The 16,892-nt window shown below is 72.6% G+C and carries 15 protein-coding genes; 9 read left to right on the top strand and 6 right to left on the bottom strand.

Translation table 11 applies throughout. The annotated features are described in order from the left end of the window. The first annotated feature begins 129 nt into the window (after window positions 1-129). Window positions 130-1,005, top strand: coding sequence for a L,D-transpeptidase (locus tag QUG93_RS09825; protein WP_289473724.1), 876 nt, complete (start codon window positions 130-132; stop codon window positions 1,003-1,005). Window positions 1,006-1,039: 34 nt separating this feature from the next. Here QUG93_RS09825 and QUG93_RS09820 read toward each other — a convergent pair whose 3' ends face one another. Further along, a complete protein-coding gene (locus QUG93_RS09820; RefSeq protein WP_289473723.1) occupies window positions 1,040-1,837 on the bottom strand; it encodes an HAD-IIA family hydrolase in 798 nt (265 codons plus the stop codon). Window positions 1,838-1,976: 139 nt separating this feature from the next. On the opposite strand from QUG93_RS09820, the gene QUG93_RS09815 reads away from it, so the two are divergent. Next, window positions 1,977-2,666, top strand: a complete 690-nt coding sequence (locus QUG93_RS09815; RefSeq protein ID WP_289473722.1) for a TetR/AcrR family transcriptional regulator — start codon at window positions 1,977-1,979, stop codon at window positions 2,664-2,666. Window positions 2,667-2,810: 144 nt separating this feature from the next. Further along, window positions 2,811-3,437 carry a TrmH family RNA methyltransferase gene (locus tag QUG93_RS09810; protein WP_289473883.1) on the top strand — a complete coding sequence of 209 codons (627 nt, stop codon included), beginning with the start codon at window positions 2,811-2,813 and terminating at the stop codon, window positions 3,435-3,437. 177 nt (window positions 3,438-3,614) lie between these two features. Here QUG93_RS09810 and QUG93_RS09805 read toward each other — a convergent pair whose 3' ends face one another. Continuing rightward, complete coding sequence (locus QUG93_RS09805) at window positions 3,615-4,634, bottom strand: LacI family DNA-binding transcriptional regulator (RefSeq protein ID WP_289473721.1); 1,020 nt, start codon at window positions 4,632-4,634, stop codon at window positions 3,615-3,617. Between the two features lie 463 nt (window positions 4,635-5,097). Between QUG93_RS09805 and QUG93_RS09800 the strand changes: the two genes are divergently transcribed. After that, a complete protein-coding gene (locus QUG93_RS09800; protein WP_289473720.1) occupies window positions 5,098-5,853 on the top strand; it encodes an endonuclease domain-containing protein in 756 nt (251 codons plus the stop codon). Between the two features lie 10 nt (window positions 5,854-5,863). After that, window positions 5,864-6,667 carry an NAD-dependent epimerase/dehydratase family protein gene (locus tag QUG93_RS09795; protein ID WP_289473719.1) on the top strand — a complete coding sequence of 268 codons (804 nt, stop codon included), beginning with the start codon at window positions 5,864-5,866 and terminating at the stop codon, window positions 6,665-6,667. A gap of 295 nt (window positions 6,668-6,962) precedes the next feature. On the opposite strand, the gene QUG93_RS09790 is transcribed toward QUG93_RS09795, so the two are convergent. Genes QUG93_RS09790 through QUG93_RS09780 form a run of 3 tightly spaced genes read right to left on the bottom strand, consistent with a single transcriptional unit; the run spans window position 6,963 to window position 10,398 of the window. Beyond that, window positions 6,963-9,032, bottom strand: coding sequence for a YhgE/Pip domain-containing protein (locus QUG93_RS09790; RefSeq protein ID WP_289473718.1), 2,070 nt, complete (start codon window positions 9,030-9,032; stop codon window positions 6,963-6,965). Next, window positions 9,029-9,754 carry a P-loop NTPase family protein gene (locus tag QUG93_RS09785; protein WP_289473717.1) on the bottom strand — a complete coding sequence of 242 codons (726 nt, stop codon included), beginning with the start codon at window positions 9,752-9,754 and terminating at the stop codon, window positions 9,029-9,031. Before QUG93_RS09785 ends, QUG93_RS09790 begins: the two co-directional genes overlap by 4 nt. Beyond that, window positions 9,751-10,398, bottom strand: a complete 648-nt coding sequence (locus QUG93_RS09780) for a TetR/AcrR family transcriptional regulator (RefSeq protein ID WP_289473716.1) — start codon at window positions 10,396-10,398, stop codon at window positions 9,751-9,753. Before QUG93_RS09780 ends, QUG93_RS09785 begins: the two co-directional genes overlap by 4 nt. A gap of 231 nt (window positions 10,399-10,629) precedes the next feature. On the opposite strand from QUG93_RS09780, the gene QUG93_RS09775 reads away from it, so the two are divergent. Both QUG93_RS09775 and QUG93_RS09770 read left to right on the top strand, forming a co-directional pair. Continuing rightward, window positions 10,630-14,217, top strand: coding sequence for a S8 family peptidase (locus tag QUG93_RS09775; RefSeq protein WP_289473715.1), 3,588 nt, complete (start codon window positions 10,630-10,632; stop codon window positions 14,215-14,217). Window positions 14,218-14,364: 147 nt separating this feature from the next. Further along, the gene (locus tag QUG93_RS09770) at window positions 14,365-14,535 is read left to right on the top strand and encodes a hypothetical protein (RefSeq protein WP_289473714.1); all 171 of its coding nucleotides are present in this window, start codon (window positions 14,365-14,367) and stop codon (window positions 14,533-14,535) included. A gap of 76 nt (window positions 14,536-14,611) precedes the next feature. Here the strand turns inward: QUG93_RS09770 and QUG93_RS09765 are convergent, their stop codons facing one another. Next, window positions 14,612-14,785 carry an antitoxin gene (locus tag QUG93_RS09765; protein ID WP_289473713.1) on the bottom strand — a complete coding sequence of 58 codons (174 nt, stop codon included), beginning with the start codon at window positions 14,783-14,785 and terminating at the stop codon, window positions 14,612-14,614. Window positions 14,786-14,978: 193 nt separating this feature from the next. Here QUG93_RS09765 and QUG93_RS09760 point away from each other — a divergent pair, with 193 nt between their 5' ends. Both QUG93_RS09760 and QUG93_RS09755 read left to right on the top strand, forming a co-directional pair. Beyond that, window positions 14,979-16,283, top strand: a complete 1,305-nt coding sequence (locus QUG93_RS09760; RefSeq protein WP_289473712.1) for an adenylosuccinate synthase — start codon at window positions 14,979-14,981, stop codon at window positions 16,281-16,283. Between the two features lie 2 nt (window positions 16,284-16,285). Beyond that, window positions 16,286-16,843 carry an arsenate reductase/protein-tyrosine-phosphatase family protein gene (locus QUG93_RS09755; RefSeq protein ID WP_289473711.1) on the top strand — a complete coding sequence of 186 codons (558 nt, stop codon included), beginning with the start codon at window positions 16,286-16,288 and terminating at the stop codon, window positions 16,841-16,843. Window positions 16,844-16,892: the final 49 nt, after the last annotated feature.

The following is a 16,892-nucleotide window of genomic DNA, read 5'->3' as shown; positions in this document are numbered from 1 at the left end:
CCGTCGGACGGGAGGCGCGAGACCAGCCCGCCTCGCGCCTCCCGTCCGCACCCACCGGACGCCCGGCGCGTGGTCGGTCGGCCACGTGCCTCCCGTCCGCCTCGTCACGTCCCACCCCGGAGCCCTCCCGTGCAGCACCAGAAGACCTGGACCACCGTCGGCATCGCCGCCGCCGTGGTCGCCGTCGCCGCGATCGGCGTCCCCCTCGTGACCGGCGCGACCGGCAGCGATGCCGTCCCCGCCGCAGCGACGCACACTCCGGCCGCGACGGCCGCCGCCGTCCCGAGCGTGCCGTCCGTCGGTGCCGCGACGCTCGCCGCACTGCCCGAGGCGCGGTACTCCGCCGTCGTCGCGGGGCTGCTGCCCGTCGACCACACGGTCGGGTCCGCCGAGGTCTTCCACCTCCGCACCGACGCCCCGCTCTTCGGAGACGACCGGCAGCACCCCGTCGCACGGTTCGCGAGCCGCGACTTCCTCGCGCAGCCCACGACCGTCGTCGGGCTGCGGCGCGAGGGCGCGTGGGAGCTCGTCCTCACGCCCGCCCGGCAGGAGCTGCCGTCGAGGGCGTCCGGACACGCAGCGGCCCAGACCGCCGCGTGGCTGCCCGCGGCCGCGCTCGAACAGGTGTCGACGCCGACGGAGCACGTGGTCATCTCGACCGCGGCGCAGACCGTCTCGATCGTCGACGCGTCCGGGAAGGTCGTCCAGCGCTTCGCGGCCGGGATCGGCACGGCGGACACGCCGACGCCGACCGGGGTCACCGGGTACCTGGAGCAGCGGTACGTCGACCCCGCGCAGGGCACCGGCGACCACCCGATCCAGCTGACGTCGCTGCACTCGAGCGCGTCCGACGAACCGTACGGCGGCTCGGACGGCGGGCTGATCGGGCTGCACTGGAACGCGGCGGCCTCGGGCGCGGTGTCGCACGGCTGCGTGCGGCTGTCCGCCGAGGCCGTGGCGGCGGTCGACGCGCTGCCGCTCGGCACCCTCGTCACGGTCGAGTAGCGTGCTGCCCCCTCCGCGGCGCGCAGCGCGTCCGCTAGAGCTCGACCTCGATCGGCTCGGGGCGGACGAGCTCGTGCACGCCGGCGATGACCTCGCTGGGACGGAACGGGTAGCGGTCGATCTCGGCCTGGTCGCTGATGCCGGTCATCACCAGGACGGTGTGCAGCCCCGCCTCGATCCCGGCCTGCACGTCGGTGTCCATCCGGTCGCCGATCATGCCGGTGTTCTCGGAGTGCGCCCCGATCCGGTTCATCGCCGAGCGGAACATCATCGGGTTCGGCTTGCCGACGACGTACGGCTGCTTGCCCGTGGCCTTCTCGATCATCGCGGCGATCGCGCCCGTCGCGGGCAGGACGCCCTCGGCGCTCGGCCCGGTCGCGTCCGGGTTCGTCACGATGAAGCGGGCGCCGTCCCGGATCAGGCGGACGGCCTTCGTGATCGCCTCGAACGAGTAGTTCCGCGTCTCTCCGACGACGACGTAGTCGGGCGCGGTCTCGGTCATGATGAAGCCGGCCTCGTGCAGCGCCGTCGTCATGCCGGCCTCGCCGATCACGAACGCGGAGCCGCCGGGCATCTGCGAGCGGCAGAAGTCCGCCGTCGCGAGGGCGCTCGTCCAGATGCGCTCCTCGGGCACGTGCAGCCCGGAGCTCCGCAGACGGGCGCTGAGGTCGCGCGGCGTGAAGATCGAGTTGTTCGTGAGGACGAGGAACTCCGTCCCCTCGTCGAGCCACTGCTGGATGAGCTCGGGAGCGCCCGGCAGCGCCTGGTTCTCGTGGACGAGCACGCCGTCCATGTCGGTCAGCCAGCACTCGACTTCGTCGCGGGTCGCCATGGCCACAGCGTACCGGGGAGGGGCTCGGGCGAGCCCGTTGGCCACCCGACCAGCAGGGCCTGGCCGACCGGACACCGACCGGCGTTCGGCTTTCAGCTAGGGTTTTCGGGACACGTACCGGATCAAGGAGAGGCCTCTCGTGCTCGTCGACCCTGACGCCCCCGGCAGCGCACCGCGGCCCGCGTCCGCACCCGAACCGCCTCGTCGCCGTCGCGGCCGCCCGAACGTGCTCAGTCGCGACCAGGTGATCGACGCGGCCACGGCCATCGCCAACGAGGAGGGCCTCGACCGGCTGTCCTTCCGTGCCCTCGGCGCCCGGCTCGGCGTCGCACCGATGACCGTCCACCGGACGATCGGCGGCCTGGACGACCTGCACGCCGAACTCGTCCGGCGCACCGTCGACGAGTTCACGGCCACCTTCGTCTGGCCGGAGGACTGGCGCTCCGTGGTGCACGTCTTCGCGTGCACCTTCCGCGACCTCATGCGCACCCACCCCCTCGTGCTCGAGTCGCACAGCCAGCGCGCCCCGCTCGCCTCGACCGAGTCGGACGCCGTCGTCGCGAAGGTCGTCGGTGCCCTGCAGCAGGCGGGTCTGCCCGAGCGCGAGGCGATGTACGCGTTCTTCGTCGTGTACGACTTCGTGGTCGGGCACGCCGGGGTGCAGGTCGGTCGCGGCGACTCCGAAGCGGGCCGACCGGAGCGGCACCGGGTCGTGGGCGAGATCCTCGGGGAGCACTCGTACGACGACCGCTTCGCCCTCGGCCTCGACATCATCACCGCCGGCATCGAGGCCCGCGTCCGCTCGGTGACGGACCCGGCCGGGTCCTGACCGACGCGGTCGGCGGATGACGACGATCGCCGGACGGGAGGCGCGGGGCACGCGCCCTACGCTGGTCACGTGACCGAGCGCCTCCCGTCCGACCCCGCGGTCCCGTCACCGGGACCGGCCCACCCGGCCGGCGCCGCTCCGGAGCTGCCGCCGACGCACGAGGCCACGACCAACGGCGTCGGCCCGCACCCCGAGCCCTGGCCGGACGACCCGCGGCTGGACCCCGAGCTCCTCGCGGCCGGGGACACCCGCAACGTCGTCGACCGGTTCCGGTACTGGTCGATGGACGCGATCGTCGCCGAGCTGGACACCCGACGGCACGCGTTCGACGTCGCCATCGAGAACTGGCAGCACGACCTGAACATCGGGTCGATCGTCCGGAGCGCCAACGCGTTCCTCGCCGGCACCGTGCACGTGATCGGACGGCGGCGGTGGAACAAGCGCGGGGCGATGGTCACCGACCGCTACCAGCACGTGCGGTACCACCCGGACGTCGCCGCGTTCCTCGACGCCATGCGCGAGGACGGGCGACCCGTCGTCGCGATCGACAACACCCCGGGTGCCGAGCGCATCGAGACGGCGGCGATCCCGGAGCGGTGCGTGTTCCTGTTCGGGCAGGAGGGCCCCGGGCTCACCGACGAGGCCGTGGCCGGTGCGGACGCCCACCTCGAGATCACGCAGTTCGGGTCGACGCGGAGCATCAACGCGTCGGCCGCTGCGGCGATCGTCATGCACGCCTGGGTCGTGCGGCACGCGGTGCTGCCCGACTGAGCCGGGGCCGCGCCGCTGCGCCGCTGGCCGCTCGCGCGAGACTCGGCTGGGCGGACGTCTTCGCGGCTCCGGAACCACGGAAGTGTCCGCGGGCGCGAGCCTCGGGGCCCGGTCCGACTCGGCCCGGCGCGGCCCGGCCCGGCGCGGCCCGGCGCGGCGGCGGGCGGGCGGGGCGGGTCAGCGTGCGGCGGTCGTCCGGCGGGCGACGAGTCGGGGTTCGACCAGGGTCTCGTGCGCCGGTGCCGAGGGGTCGGCGATGCGGGCGAGCAGGCGTTCCCCGGCACCGCGGCCGATGTCGACGCTGCGGTCGTCGATGCTCGTCAGGCCGACGTACGCCGTGGCCGCGAGCGGGGTGTCGTCGTACCCCATGACCGACACGTCCTCGGGGACGCGCAGGCCCCGGTCGGCGAGACCGGACATCGCGCCGAGCGCCATGACGTCGTTCGCCGCGAACACCGCCGTGACGTCGGGGTGCGCATCGAGGAGGAGCCCGACGGCCTCGGCACCGGCGGCCTCGGTGGGTTCCCCGGGCATGACGTGGGTGACGACCGAGGCGCCGGACGTGGCGGCGGCGACCCCTGCCTCCAGGCCGGCCCGGCGTTCCGCGGAGGCGGCGGAGCGTCCGCCGACGAAGCCGATGCGGGTGTGGCCGAGGGCGAGCAGGTGCTCGGCCGCCATGCGGCCGCCGGCGCGGTCGTCGTTCGCGACGGTGTCGGCGCGGGGGAGGGTCGCGCGACCGCCGGCGACGACGACCGGCATGCTCGCCGGGATCGCGAGGTCGGTGTCCGGCTCGCCCGCGATGACGATGCCCTCGACGCGCATGGACAGGAAGCCCTCGACGGGGGAGACGTCGAGACCGGTGTTGAGGAAGCGGTCCGCCACGACGAGGCGGTGGCCCTGGTCCTGCAGTGCTTCGCGCAGGCCGGTGAGCAGGTCGACGAACCACTGGTTCCGGAAGTCGTCGAGCACGACGCCGATCGTCCGGCTGCGGGTGCCGGCGAGGGAGACCGCCGCCGTCGAGGGGCGGTAGTCGAGCTCCTGGATGGCCCGGAGGACGGCTTCGCGGCGCTGGTCGCTGACCTTCGGCGAGCGCTGCAGCACGAGGGAGACGAGGGACTTCGAGACCCCGGCGCGCGCGGCGACGTCGTAGATGGTCGCGGGCTTGCCGTCTGCGGTGGCGGGCGTGCCGTCTCCCATGATCTCCTTCGACCTGTCGTGGTGTGCCTCGATCGTAGTCGCCCCGGCGTGCGCGGTTGTCAGGACATGGTGCCGTTGCCCGGCCGGCCGGTGCCCGTCGGTCCGTCGGCCTGGTCGGCCCGTCCGCCGACAGCTTGCCCGCCCGCCCGCCAGTCCGCTGGTGGAGCAGAAATCGTCGAGTACCCGCACGCCACCCGACGTTTCCTGCTCCACCAACGGCGCGGGGATCCCTGCACAAGCGGACCCGCGCGTGTGGGTGTCCACGGATCGGGCACGGAGCGACCGGGGTGGCGCGGGGATCCGCGACGCTCGGGAGGTGCGACCGAGACCACTGCCGAAGGACCTCCGCGTCCGGAGCTTCGACGTCCGTGCGGCCGATCGCGCGGGGGCACACCGTGAACGCCTCCGCCGACGAGACCTGGTCCGACCGACGCGGTCGATCCGCTGGCACCGACACCGACCGTTGACCGGGATCGACCGGATCCGTGCGTTCCGACCGGTGCTCGGGCCCGGACAGTTCGTGAGCCACCTGTCCGCAGCGGTGCTGTGGGGCCTCCCGCTGCCGCACGGCTGCCAGGGCGACGATCCGGTGCACGTGACGAGCCTCCGCCCCGCGGCACAGATGCGGCGGACGGGCGTGGTCGGCCACCGCACGACGGAGGACCGCGCCCGGGTCGTCCAGCGGTGGGGGATGCCGACGAGCACACCCGCGACCGCCTGGGTGGAGTGTGGGTCGGTGCTCGGGCTCGACGACCTCGTCGTCCTCGGTGACGCGGTGCTCGCCGGCCGGGCCCATCCGACCACGGTCCAGGACCTCGCGACCGCACTCGCCGCCCGGAGCCGCTGTCCGGGAGCGGGCACACTCCGTGCCGCGCTGGCGCTGGTGAGACCGGGGAGCGGCTCGCCGCAGGAGACCCGCGCACGTCTGGGCATCGTGCGCGGGGGCCTGCCCGAACCCGAGCTGCAGGTCGAGATCCGCGACGAGCACGGGCGGTTCATCGGCCGCGCCGACCTCGCCTACCGCCGGGAGCGCATCGTCATCGAGTACGAGGGTGACCAGCACCGCACCGACCGGGCGCAGTGGGAGTCCGACCTCCGGCGGTACCGTGCCTTCGGACGGCTCGGTTGGGCCGTGCTGCGCTGGAGCCGGAGCGACGTGACCACGCACAACCGAGAGGCGCTGGCGGAGCTGGCGTCGCTGCTGCGTCGACGGGGGTAGCCTCCGCGGCATGGCGACGCTGCTGCTGACGGGTGCTGCTGGTCGGATCGGGACGGCGTTGCGTCCGCGGCTCCGTTCGGCCGGGCACGACCTGGTGTTGTTCGACGAGCGGGAACCGGACGGACCGGTGGGTGACGGTGAGCGGCTCGTGACCGGCTCCGTTGCGGACCCGGACGCACTCGACGTCGCGCTCGCCGGGGTCGACACGGTGGTCCACCTCGCGGGCATCCCGACCGAGGACGCGTGGGACGACCTGGTGGCGGCGAACCTCACCGGCACGAAGAACGTGCTGGAGCGAGCGGCCGCAGCGAAGGTGACGCGTGTCCTCCTCGCGAGTTCGATCCACGCGGTCGGTCGTGTTCCGGAGCCGGAGGGCGCGGCCGGCTCGATCCCGGGTGACCGACTGCCACGTCCCGACACCTACTACGGCGTGACGAAGGCCGCCATGGAGCTGCTCGGCAGCCTGTTCGCGGACCGGTTCGACATGTCGATCGTCTCCGCACGGATCGGCGCCTTCGGGGAGCGGCCGTCGAGCCGTCGGGCGCTGCGGATGTGGACGTCGGCGGACGACCTCGCGCGGCTGGTCGAGGCGACGGTGGCGCTCCGTGATCCCGGTCACCACGTCGTCTGGGCACTGTCGCGCAACCAGGAGAGCCCGGCGGACCTCGGTGCCGGAGAGCGGATCGGATTCGTGCCGGTCGACGATGCGACGGCAGTGCTCGACGCCGATGCGCGCGCGGCGCTGCCCGACGAGGACATGCGCTGGCTCGGGGGAGCGCTCGCCGACGTCCCGCTCGGACGCCGGGCACCCTGACGCTGCCGCCTCCCGGTCGCGCCGGCCGCTGCTCGTTCCCGGGCTCACGCGCGTCAACTATGCGCTCGGAGGTCGCCCGCGCTCCGGTCGGTGGAGCAGAAATCGTCGAGTGCGGAGGCGCGACTCGACGATTCCTGCTCCACGAGCGGCGCGGTGGGTGCTCGTGCCCACGCAGGCGGCCCGTACCCCAGACGCCGGTGCCCGTCGGTGGAGCAGAAGACGTCGAGTGCGTGGGCGCGACTCGACGTCTTCTGCTCCATGAACGGCGACAAAGAGCACCCCGCCCCGCGCCGCGCTACCCGATCAAGCTCGGCCGCAGGTCGCGCAGCGTCCGCGAGCGGGTCTGCCGCGCGGTGACGACGTACGACACGAGCAGCGCGCCGAGCAACCAGCACGCGAGCACCCCCGCGTCCGACCACACCGCCGCGAACGACCCGCCGTACATCGTCTGCCGGATCGCATCGACCGAGTACGTCATCGGCAGTGCGAAGTGCAGCGCCGCCAACGGCCCCGGCAGCGTCTGCCACGGGAAGGTCCCGCCCGCGGTGACGAGCTGCACGAGCATGAGCACCAGGCCGAGGAACTGCCCGACCGACCCGAGCAGCACGTTGAGCGCCATGATGATCGCCGCGAAGGTCGCCGACGCGAGCACCATCACCGCCACCGTCGCCCCGGCGTGCACGACGTCGAGGTCGAGCGCGAACCGCACGATCAGGAACAGCGCCGCCATCTGCACGACCCCGAGCAGCGCCGGCGTGAGCCAGCCGCCGAGCACCACACGCAGCGGCTTCCGCACCGCGGTGATGGCCCGCTTCGAGATCGGCTTCAGGATGAGGAACAGCGCGTACATGCCGATCCAGGCCGCCAACGAGATGAAGAACGGCGCGAGGCCGGCCCCGTAGTTGGAGGCTGCGGCGATGTTGTCGTCGCCGACCTTCACGGGATCCGAGATCACGTCGGCCTGCGAGGACCGCTGCGAGGCGGTCGACGCCGGGATCTTCGTGCGGCCCTGGTCGAGCTTCGCCGCGAGCTCCTTCGAGCCGTCCTCGAGCTGGTCGACGCCGGAGGACAGCGACGCCGCGCCAGACGCGGCCGAGGCCGAACCGCTGGCGAGCGAGGCCGCTCCGGAGGACAGCGTCGGCGCCGCGTCCGCGAGCTTCGACGTGCCCGCGGCGACCTGCGACGACCCCGACGCGAGCTGCGATGCGCCCGACGACGCCGAGGCGATGCCGTCCGCGAGCGTGGGCGACGCCGACGCGAGCGCGGACGTGCCGGCGGCGACCTGCGCGGAGCCGTCGCGGAGCTGGTCGACGGCGGACTTCGTCGTGGCGTAGGTCTGCTTGGCCGACGCCCCAGCGGTGTTGACGTCGCTGACGGCCTTCGTGATGGCGTCCTGCTGCGCCTGGGTCAGCGTGACGCCCTCGGGCAGGTTCGCCTCGATCTGCTGGAGCACCGCCGTGGCGTCGACGGGCTGCAGCGCGTCGACGTCCCCGCTGACCGCGTCCACCCGCTTCGCCAACTCGGCGTTGCCCGCTGCCACGCGCTGCGCGCCGTCGTTCAGCTGCGCGGTCTGCGCGGGCAGCGCTGCGGTCTGCTGCTGCGCCGACCGCAGGCCGGATGCCAGCTCCGACGCTCCGGACGCCACCTGCTGCGCGCCGCTGTCCAGTTGCGCGGTCTGGGACGGCAGCGAGGCCGTCCCGTCCGCCAGCTCCGACGCCCCCGCGGACAGCTTCGCCGTGCCGGAGGCGAGGGAGGCCGCCCCGTCCGCTGCCGTGGTCGCCCCCGATGCCAGCCTGCCGGCACCGTCGACGGCGTCGCCGAGGCTGTCGCGCACGTCGGCGAGCCCGACGAGCAGCGTCTTCGCGGCCTGCTTGCCGACCCGCTCGGCGACGGCCGTGCGCATGGTCTTGCCCGCCTGCTCCGCGATGGTCGACGCCAGGTACGAGTTCGTGTCCGCGGTCGTCATCACGAGTTCGGCCCGCTTCGGGTCGTCGCTCTGCGCCGACACCAGGGACTCGGAGAAGTCGTGCGGGATCGTCACGACGAAGTCGTAGGTGCCGTTCCGCACGCCCGAGCGCGCGTCGGCCGCGGTCGTCTCGGTCCACTTGAAGTCGCCGCCGTCGATCGCCTCCTTCGCGACGTCCTCGCCGTAGTCGACGCGGTCGCCGTCGAGCGTCGCACCGGCGTCCTGGTCGACGATCGCGGCCGGGATCTGGTCGAGCTTGGCGTACGGGTCGCGGTTCGCCCAGAGGTACGCGCCGCCGTAGAGCAGCGGCACCACCATGAGGGCGATGAACGCCAGCCGTGCGAGCGGCGTGGCGGTGAGGCGCGCGAGTTCGGCGCGGATGAGCGAGGGGATGGTCACGCGGGTGCCTCCGTCGGGACGGTTGCTGGTGCCTCGGGGTCGAGGCGGTCGGAGGGGCCGGACGGGAGGCCCTGGTCGCCTCCGTCGGTCCGGGTCGCGTCGTCGGGACCCTCGGTGTGGATGGTGTCGAGCAGCTGCTGGACGGTGTCGGCCGCCGCCTTCGACGTCACGAGGACGACGGTGACGCCACGTCGTGCGACGTCGCGCACCACCGCGAACCAGTCGGCCACGGCGCCGCCGTGCCGCTCGGGCGAGGTGAGCACGATGCCCGTCACCCCGTCGCGCAGCAGTGCGAGCTCCACGAGCAGCCGGACCCGCACCTCGGTCGGGACCCGCTGCACGGGCGTGTCGGCGTAGCCCAGCATCCCGAGCTCGTCGAGCACGGTCGTGACGTGCCCGCGCGAGGGGCGCTGCCCGGCGAACGCGAGCTCCTCGCGCACGACCTGCCCGAGCGTCAGCACGGGGAACGGCTCGGCGACCCCGGGGGTGTCCACGAGTGCGAACGCCCGGCGCACGGCGGCGGCGTCCTCGTGCCCGTCGAGCAGCACCCGTCCCGTGTCGGGGCGCATGCGGCCACCGGCGACGAGGGACGCGAGCACCGGTGCCTGCTCGGTCTCGACGGCGATGACCCCGGGGCGGCCGGGGGCGGCGACGGCGGAGACGATCGGCAGCGCGGCACCGGGTTCCTCGCCGATGCCGACGTGGTCGAGTTCGAGCGTCATGCGTGGGACTCCACAGGGTCAGCAGCAGCGGGTTCGGACAGCAGGGCGGTGCGCCAGTCGATGCCGGCGGTGCCGAGGGCCGACAACACCACCATGCGCCGTCCGACCTCGTCGCTCGTGCCGGAACGGGTGGCCTCGTCGAGGACGGCGATGCACGCGGCCTCCACCAGGCGGGCGAGGGTGTCCGCGTCGACGTCGTCGCGCATCGAGCCCTCGTCGATGCCGAGCGCGCACGCCGTGCGGACCTGCGCCCGCAGCGGCGCGAACACCTCGGCGACGGACTCGGCGAACGGGCTGCGCAGGGCGACGCGGGCCATCGAGCGCACGTGCGAGACCTCGGCCCAGAGCGTCACCGCGATCGCGGCGAGCCGGGCAGCGGGCGGCAGGTCGGCGAGCTCGGACGACGACGGCATCGCGCCGGCGATCCGGGCGGCGCCGCCGGTCACGACCTCGCGCACGAGGTCGTCGCGGGAGGGGAAGTGTCCGTAGACCGCACGGCGCGACAGGCCGGCGGCGGACGCGATGGTCTCGAGCGAGGCGTCAGGGTCCTGCTGCAGGACGCTCCGCGCTGCCTCGATCAGGGCGGCCCGGTTCGCGGTCGCGTCCCGTCGGGGCGCGCGCCCGGGCTGGTCGGTGGTGGTCACGACGCCCATCGTAATAACGTGCACACACCTGTGCAACTTAGGAGGTGCTGTACCCCCGTCCGAGGGACAGTCCCCCGAAGTGCGGACTGTTCCGCCTGTGAACGAACGCATAACTTCACAGGAATTCCCACCACGGACAGAGCCCGAGGAGTGCGCCCTGTGACACGTGCAACACCGAACCGCGCCACACCCCAACAACCACCGGTCGAGAAGGGCGCTGCGCGTGGTCGCGTGTCGCGCATCCTGACCGCAGGCATCGCCGCCGTCGCCCTGACGTGCGGTGGTCTCGCCGTCGGCGGCACCGCGAGCGCCGCCCCGAGCGGCCTGTCGGCGGCCGACCTGAAGCTCGCGCAGCCGCTGCGCGACGCGAAGCCCCAGAAGAAGGTCGCCGCGTTCGTGCGCACGACCGGCCAGGGTGCCCTCGAGGTCGACGCGAAGGCCAAGGGCGGCGACCTGGCGGGGTCGCGCACCCAGTCGACCGAGGCCAAGCAGCGCGTGAAGGCGATCACCTCGACGGTCGACGCCGTCCGCGCCGCCGTGAAGCGCTCGGACGCGAAGGCCACCGAGCTGTACTCGACCGAGTACACCGTACCCGGCGTCGCCGTGGTCGCCGACGTCGATGCCCTCCGTGACATCGCGACGCGCTCCGACGTCGAGAGCATCATCCCGCTCACCCCGAAGAAGATCGTCGACCCGACCCCGGGCGACGCGTCGAAGGCCCCGAGCGGCGTCGACCCCGACCTGGTGGAGCCCGGCGCGGACGGCGTCAGCCCGAAGAACGCGGCCAGTGACGTCTACACGCGGGCGCTCGACGCCTGGCAGCAGACGGGCCGCACCGGCAAGGGCGTCAACGTCGCCGTCCTCGACACCGGCCTCGACTACACGCAGGCCGACTTCGGCGGCCCCGGCACCACGGCGGCGTACCAGCAGGCCCTGGCGAGCACGAGCGCGCCGGACCCGAGCTGGTTCGACGCGAAGAAGTACCTGGGTGGCTACGACTTCGCCGGCCCGACGTACAACGCCGACTCCTCGAGCGCGGGCTACGACCCGACCCCGAAGCCGGACGCGAACCCGATCGACGGCAAGGGCGGCGACCACGGCACGCACGTGTCCGGCACCGCAGCCGGCTACGGCCTGACCGCCGACAAGAAGACGTTCCGCGGTGACTACAAGAAGCTGACCAACCAGACCGTCCAGGACATGTGGATCGGTCCGGGCACCGCGCCCGAGGCCGGCCTCTACGCCCTCAAGGTCTTCGGTGACGAGGGCGGCTCGACCGACCTGACCGGCGCCGCGCTCGACTGGGTCGGCCAGGCGCTGACCGAGGGCAAGGACATCAACGTCCTCAACCTGTCGCTCGGCTCCGACTACGGCGCACCGGACGACCCCGACAACGCGAAGATCGACGCGCTCACCGCCCGCGGTGTCCTGCCCGTCATCGCCTCGGGCAACGCCGACGACTTCACCGACATCGGTGGCTCGCCGGGCAACGCCGAGGGCGCCCTGACCGTCGCCGCGAGCGCCACCGGGCAGTCGCTGTTCGACGGCGTCGAGGCCACCGCACCGTCCGACGTCGCCGGCACCTACCGCGCGCAGTACTCGCAGAACTACCAGGGCTCGCTGCCGGTCGAGGGTGACGTCGTGGTCCCGACCACGAACATCGACGGCTGCGCGGCGTTCAGCGCCGACGAGGCCGCGAAGGTCAAGGGCAAGGTCGTCTGGCTGAAGTGGACGGACGGTGCGCTCGAGTGCGGTTCCGGTGTGCGCTTCAACAACGTGCAGGCAGCCGGCGGTGTCGGCGTCCTGCTGGCCGGCACGGTCACCAGCTTCGACTCGGGCATCGCGGGGAACGCGACCATCCCGGGTGCGGAGCTGACCTCGGACAGTGCTGCGAGCCTCCAGGCCGCCGCGAAGGCCGGGACCCTGCACGTGCGGTTCGCCCAGGAGCTCAAGGGCTTCCAGCTCGCGACCGACCAGGCGAACGTCAACACGCTCGCGCCGTTCACCAGCCGTGGTGTGCACGGCTCGTTCGACGACATCGTCAAGCCGGACGTCGCCGGCCCCGGGGTCAACGTGATCTCCGCGGCCAACGGCACCGGTGACGGGCGCATGTCGATGAGCGGCACCTCGATGGCGACGCCGCACGTGGCGGGCATCGTCGCGCTGACCTTCCAGTCGCACCCGTCCTGGACGGCGCCGCAGGTGAAGGCCGCCGTGATGAACACCGCGACCCACGACGTCCGACAGGGTGACCGCAACGCCACGCTGCTCCGCCAGGGCACCGGCCGCGTCGACGCGCTGCAGGCGGTCACCGCCGGCACCACGGTGCGCAGCATCGAGAACGACCAGCTCGTCACCGCCTCGTACGGTGTCGTCGAGGTCAGCGGGAAGACCAGCGAGTCCCGCACCCTGCAGATCCAGAACACCGACGGCCGCCCGCACACGTACGACGTGGCGTACCAGGCCCAGGTCGACCAGCCGGGTGTCGCGTTCTCGCTGAGCACCAAGCGGGTCACCGCTCCGGCGCACGGCACCGCGACCGTCAAGCTGACGTACACGATCGCCGACCCGACGCAGCTGCGTCGCGTCATCGACCCCACGCAGGAGTCGGTGCAGTCCGGCTACCAGCGTGAGTTCGTCGCGGCCGAGTCGGGCGTGGTGTCCTTCACGCCGACCGACGCGAAGCTGAACCCGATGCGCCTCGGTGCGTACGTCGCGCCGAAGCCGGTCAGTGCCGTGCACGGCAGGGACATCGCGTTCTCAGGCTCGACCACGACCGCGGAGCTCGCGCTCACCGGCCGCTCGGTCGACCAGGGCGACGCCGTCACCGGGTACCACTCGGTCGTCGCACCGTTCGTGCTCGGCGGGACCGACCCGCAGGAGCCGCTGCCCGCCGGTTCGGCGAAGCAGTCCCTGCAGGCCGCGGACATCCGTGCCTACGGCGCGAACTACGACAAGGCGTCGGACACGCTCGCCTTCGGTGTCCAGACCGCCGGCGCGGACGCGAACCCCGGTGCCGTCACCAACGTCGAGGTCCTCATCGACACCGACCGCGACGGCACGCCGGACTACCTGGTGTACGACGCGAAGTCGGCCACGGTCGACGCCACGTTCGCCACCACGGTGGACCTGGCAACGGGGAAGACGGTCGACTCGCAGCCGCTGAACGGCGGCACCGCGGGTCAGGACGTCAACACGTTCGACAGTGCCGTCAAGGTGCTGACGGTCTCGGCGTCCACCATCGGGGCGACGAAGCCGTTCACCTACTCGGTCCTGACCGAGTCGGCGTACGCACCGGCCCTCGCGACGAGCGGCTCCTACGTGGTCGACGAGACCGCCGAGGCGACGTTCGACCCGACGAAGCCGGCGCTCTCCTTCGCCCAGGGCAGCACCACCGGCGTGCTGTTCGCCGACCAGGGCTCGCTCCAGGTCACGCGGCAGGCCGACGTCACGAACGCCCGCATCCTGCTGCTCCACCTCGGCAACGCGGTGGGCGACCAGGCGGACGTGCTCGCCTCGGCGCAGACCGCGCCGACGCTCGCGCTCCGCGAGGGCAGCGCCGTCACGATCTCGGGCACCCCGAAGGTCGGCAAGACCCTCAAGGCGCAGCCCGGCTCGTGGGACGGCAAGAAGGTGTCGTACTCGTACCAGTGGCTCCGTGACGGCGTCGCCGTCGAGGGTGCGACCGGCAAGCAGTACACGCTCGGCACGACCGACCAGGGGCACCGCTTCCAGGTGCGGGTGACCGCGTCCGCGAAGGGGTACCAGGACGGCACCGCGACGTCCGCTGCGACGGCACCGGTGGCTCCGCGCCGCTGACCTGCCGCTGAGCACGACCGTGCGCCCCGTCACCATCCGGTGACGGGGCGCACGGCGTGCAGTGGCTGCCGCACCCCTCGCTCTGGGGGAGTGCGGCAAAGGGACATGTAGTTAGGCGAACTAGGCAGTTCGTGCGAGGGTTGCAGCATGCGAACGCACACCTCCCTGACCCAGCTCCGGTCGAACCCGATGGAGTGGCGACGCCGCGGACTCACCCCGCCCGACGCGATCCAGGCCATGGTCGAGGCGCGCCTCGCCGAGCCGGGGCACGCCCAGCCGGTGGGCGACCCGTCCTACCAGGACTTCTTCCGCGTCTGATCGCGGACCGTCACCACACGACGGACGGGAGGCACGGTGCCAGCTGGCACCGTGCCTCCCGTCCGTCGTGTGGCGGCTAGTTGCCGATCTTGTCGTCGGCTGCCTGCTCGGCCTTGTCGATCTGGTCGCCGTGGCCGCCGCCGGTCGCCTTGTCGGCTGCGTCGCCGGCCTTGTCGAGACCGGCGTCCGTGGCCTTCTCGCCCTTGTCGCTGTCCGCGAAGTCCTTGGCCTTGTCACCGAGGTCACTCATGTGGTGCTCCCTTGCTCATCGGATCTGACACGTCCGACGGTGCGCCGTGCCAGCCGAGCGGCTTCCCAGACCCGGTGGCTCGTCGACGTGTTCTCCACAGGCAGGTGGCGCGGAGGTGACCACTCGATAGACTCGGGTGGACCACCGGCCCAGCCCGCCGGTGCGGTCCTCCGCCAACGTGAGGAGAACCTCCATGCCCGCAGCAGTCATCATCGGTGCCCAGTGGGGTGACGAGGGCAAGGGGAAGGCAACCGACCTCCTCGGGTCCCGCATCGACTACGTCGTGAAGTTCAACGGCGGCAACAACGCCGGTCACACCGTCGTCGTCGGCGGCGAGAAGTACGCCCTGCACCTGCTGCCGTCCGGCATCCTCACCCCGGGCGTGACCCCGATCATCGGCAACGGCGTCGTCGTCGACCTCGAGGTCCTGTTCCAGGAGCTCGACGCGCTCCGCGCCCGCGGCGTCGACGTCTCGAAGCTGCTGGTGTCCGCGAACGCACACGTCATCACGCACTACCACCGCACGATCGACAAGGTGACCGAGCGCTTCCTCGGCAAGCGCCAGATCGGCACCACCGGTCGCGGCATCGGCCCGACCTACGCCGACAAGATCAACCGCGTCGGCATCCGCATCCAGGACATCTTCGACGAGAACATCCTGCGGCAGAAGGTCGAAGCGGCCCTCGACCAGAAGAACCACCTGCTCGTCAAGGTTTTCAACCGCCGCGCGATCGACGCGGACGAGGTCGTCGAGTCGCTGCTTTCCTTCGCGGACCGCCTGCGTCCGATGGTCGCCGACACCGCGCTCGAGATCCACCGTGCGCTCGAGCGGGGCGACACCGTCCTGTTCGAGGCCGGCCAGGCCACCATGCTCGATGTCGACCACGGCACCTACCCGTTCGTGACCTCGTCGTCGGCGACCGCCGGTGGCGCCGCGACCGGTTCCGGCATCGGCCCGGGCAAGCTCGAGCGCATCATCGGCATCGTCAAGGCGTACACGACCCGCGTCGGCGCCGGCCCGTTCCCGACCGAGCTGTTCGACGAGTCGGGGGAGTTCCTCCGCGCCAACGGCTTCGAGTTCGGCACCACGACCGGTCGTCCGCGTCGCTGCGGCTGGTACGACGCCCCGATCGCCCGGTACACGGCGCGCATCAACGGTGTGACCGACTTCGTGCTCACCAAGCTCGACGTGCTCACCGGCCTCGAGACGATCCCCGTCTGCGTGGCGTACGAGGTCGACGGCGTCCGCGTGGACGAGGTCCCCGTGAACCAGTCGGACTTCCACCACGCGAAGCCGGTCTACGAGGAGTTCCCCGGCTGGACCGAGGACATCACGGGCGCCCGCTCGTTCGAGGACCTGCCGGCGAACGCGCAGGCGTACGTCCTGGCGATCGAGGCGATGTCCGGTGCGCGGATCTCCGCGATCGGCGTCGGCCCGGGCCGTGACGCGATCGTCGTCCGCCACGACCTGCTCGGCGCTGCCGAGCCGGTCGCCTGAGCATGCGGATCCTGTTCGTCTGCAGCGGCAACATCTGCCGCTCGCCCCTCGGCGCCCAGGTGCTGACGGCGCGGCTCGGCCCGGACGCTCCGGCGTTCACGGTCGAGTCGGCCGGCACCATCGCTGACGACGGCGCCGTCATGGACGAGGCAGCGGCCGCACAGTCCGCGCGCCTCGGTGGGGACCCGACGACGCACCGGTCGCGCTACCTGACCGAGCAGATCGCAGCCTCCGCTGACCTCGTCCTGACGGCCGAGCGCTCGCACCGTGCGGCAGTCGTGTCGCTCGCACCGCGGGCTGCGAAGCGGGCGTTCACGATCAAGCAGTTCGCGCGGGTGCTCGACGGGCTCGAGCCCGGCGACCTGGCCGGCATCGAGACGGCACAGGACCTGGTCGACCGCGTCGCGCGGCTGCGGGGGACCGTGCCGCCACCCGCCGACCCCGCTGACGACGACGTGGACGACCCGTACCGCCGGTCCGAGTCGACGCACGTGCGGGTCGCGGACGAGATCGACGCGGCGCTGGCCCCGATCGCGGACGCGCTGCGCGCCCTGCGCTGATCCCTCACCGATGACGCTGCGGCCACCTGCTGGTGGTCGCGGCGTCGTC

It is taken from the genome of Curtobacterium caseinilyticum (assembly GCF_030363035.1).
Taxonomy (GTDB): domain Bacteria; phylum Actinomycetota; class Actinomycetes; order Actinomycetales; family Microbacteriaceae; genus Curtobacterium; species Curtobacterium caseinilyticum.
The sequence above is the reverse complement of the archived record's forward strand: the minus strand, read 5'-3'. Positions and strand labels throughout refer to the sequence as shown.

Bases quoted from the DNA above. Each gene is read 5' to 3' on its own strand.
- QUG93_RS09795 (WP_289473719.1), top strand. From the start codon at position 5,864: ATGGCGACGCTGCTGCTGACGGGTGCTGCTGGTCGGATCGGGACGGCG.
- QUG93_RS09765 (WP_289473713.1), bottom strand. From the start codon at position 14,785: ATGAGTGACCTCGGTGACAAGGCCAAGGACTTCGCGGACAGCGACAAG.
- QUG93_RS09770 (WP_289473714.1), top strand. From the start codon at position 14,365: ATGCGAACGCACACCTCCCTGACCCAGCTCCGGTCGAACCCGATGGAG.
- QUG93_RS09755 (WP_289473711.1), top strand. From the start codon at position 16,286: ATGCGGATCCTGTTCGTCTGCAGCGGCAACATCTGCCGCTCGCCCCTC.
- QUG93_RS09805 (WP_289473721.1), bottom strand. From the start codon at position 4,634: ATGGGAGACGGCACGCCCGCCACCGCAGACGGCAAGCCCGCGACCATC.
- QUG93_RS09760 (WP_289473712.1), top strand. From the start codon at position 14,979: ATGCCCGCAGCAGTCATCATCGGTGCCCAGTGGGGTGACGAGGGCAAG.
- QUG93_RS09820 (WP_289473723.1), bottom strand. From the start codon at position 1,837: ATGGCGACCCGCGACGAAGTCGAGTGCTGGCTGACCGACATGGACGGC.
- QUG93_RS09785 (WP_289473717.1), bottom strand. From the start codon at position 9,754: ATGACGCTCGAACTCGACCACGTCGGCATCGGCGAGGAACCCGGTGCC.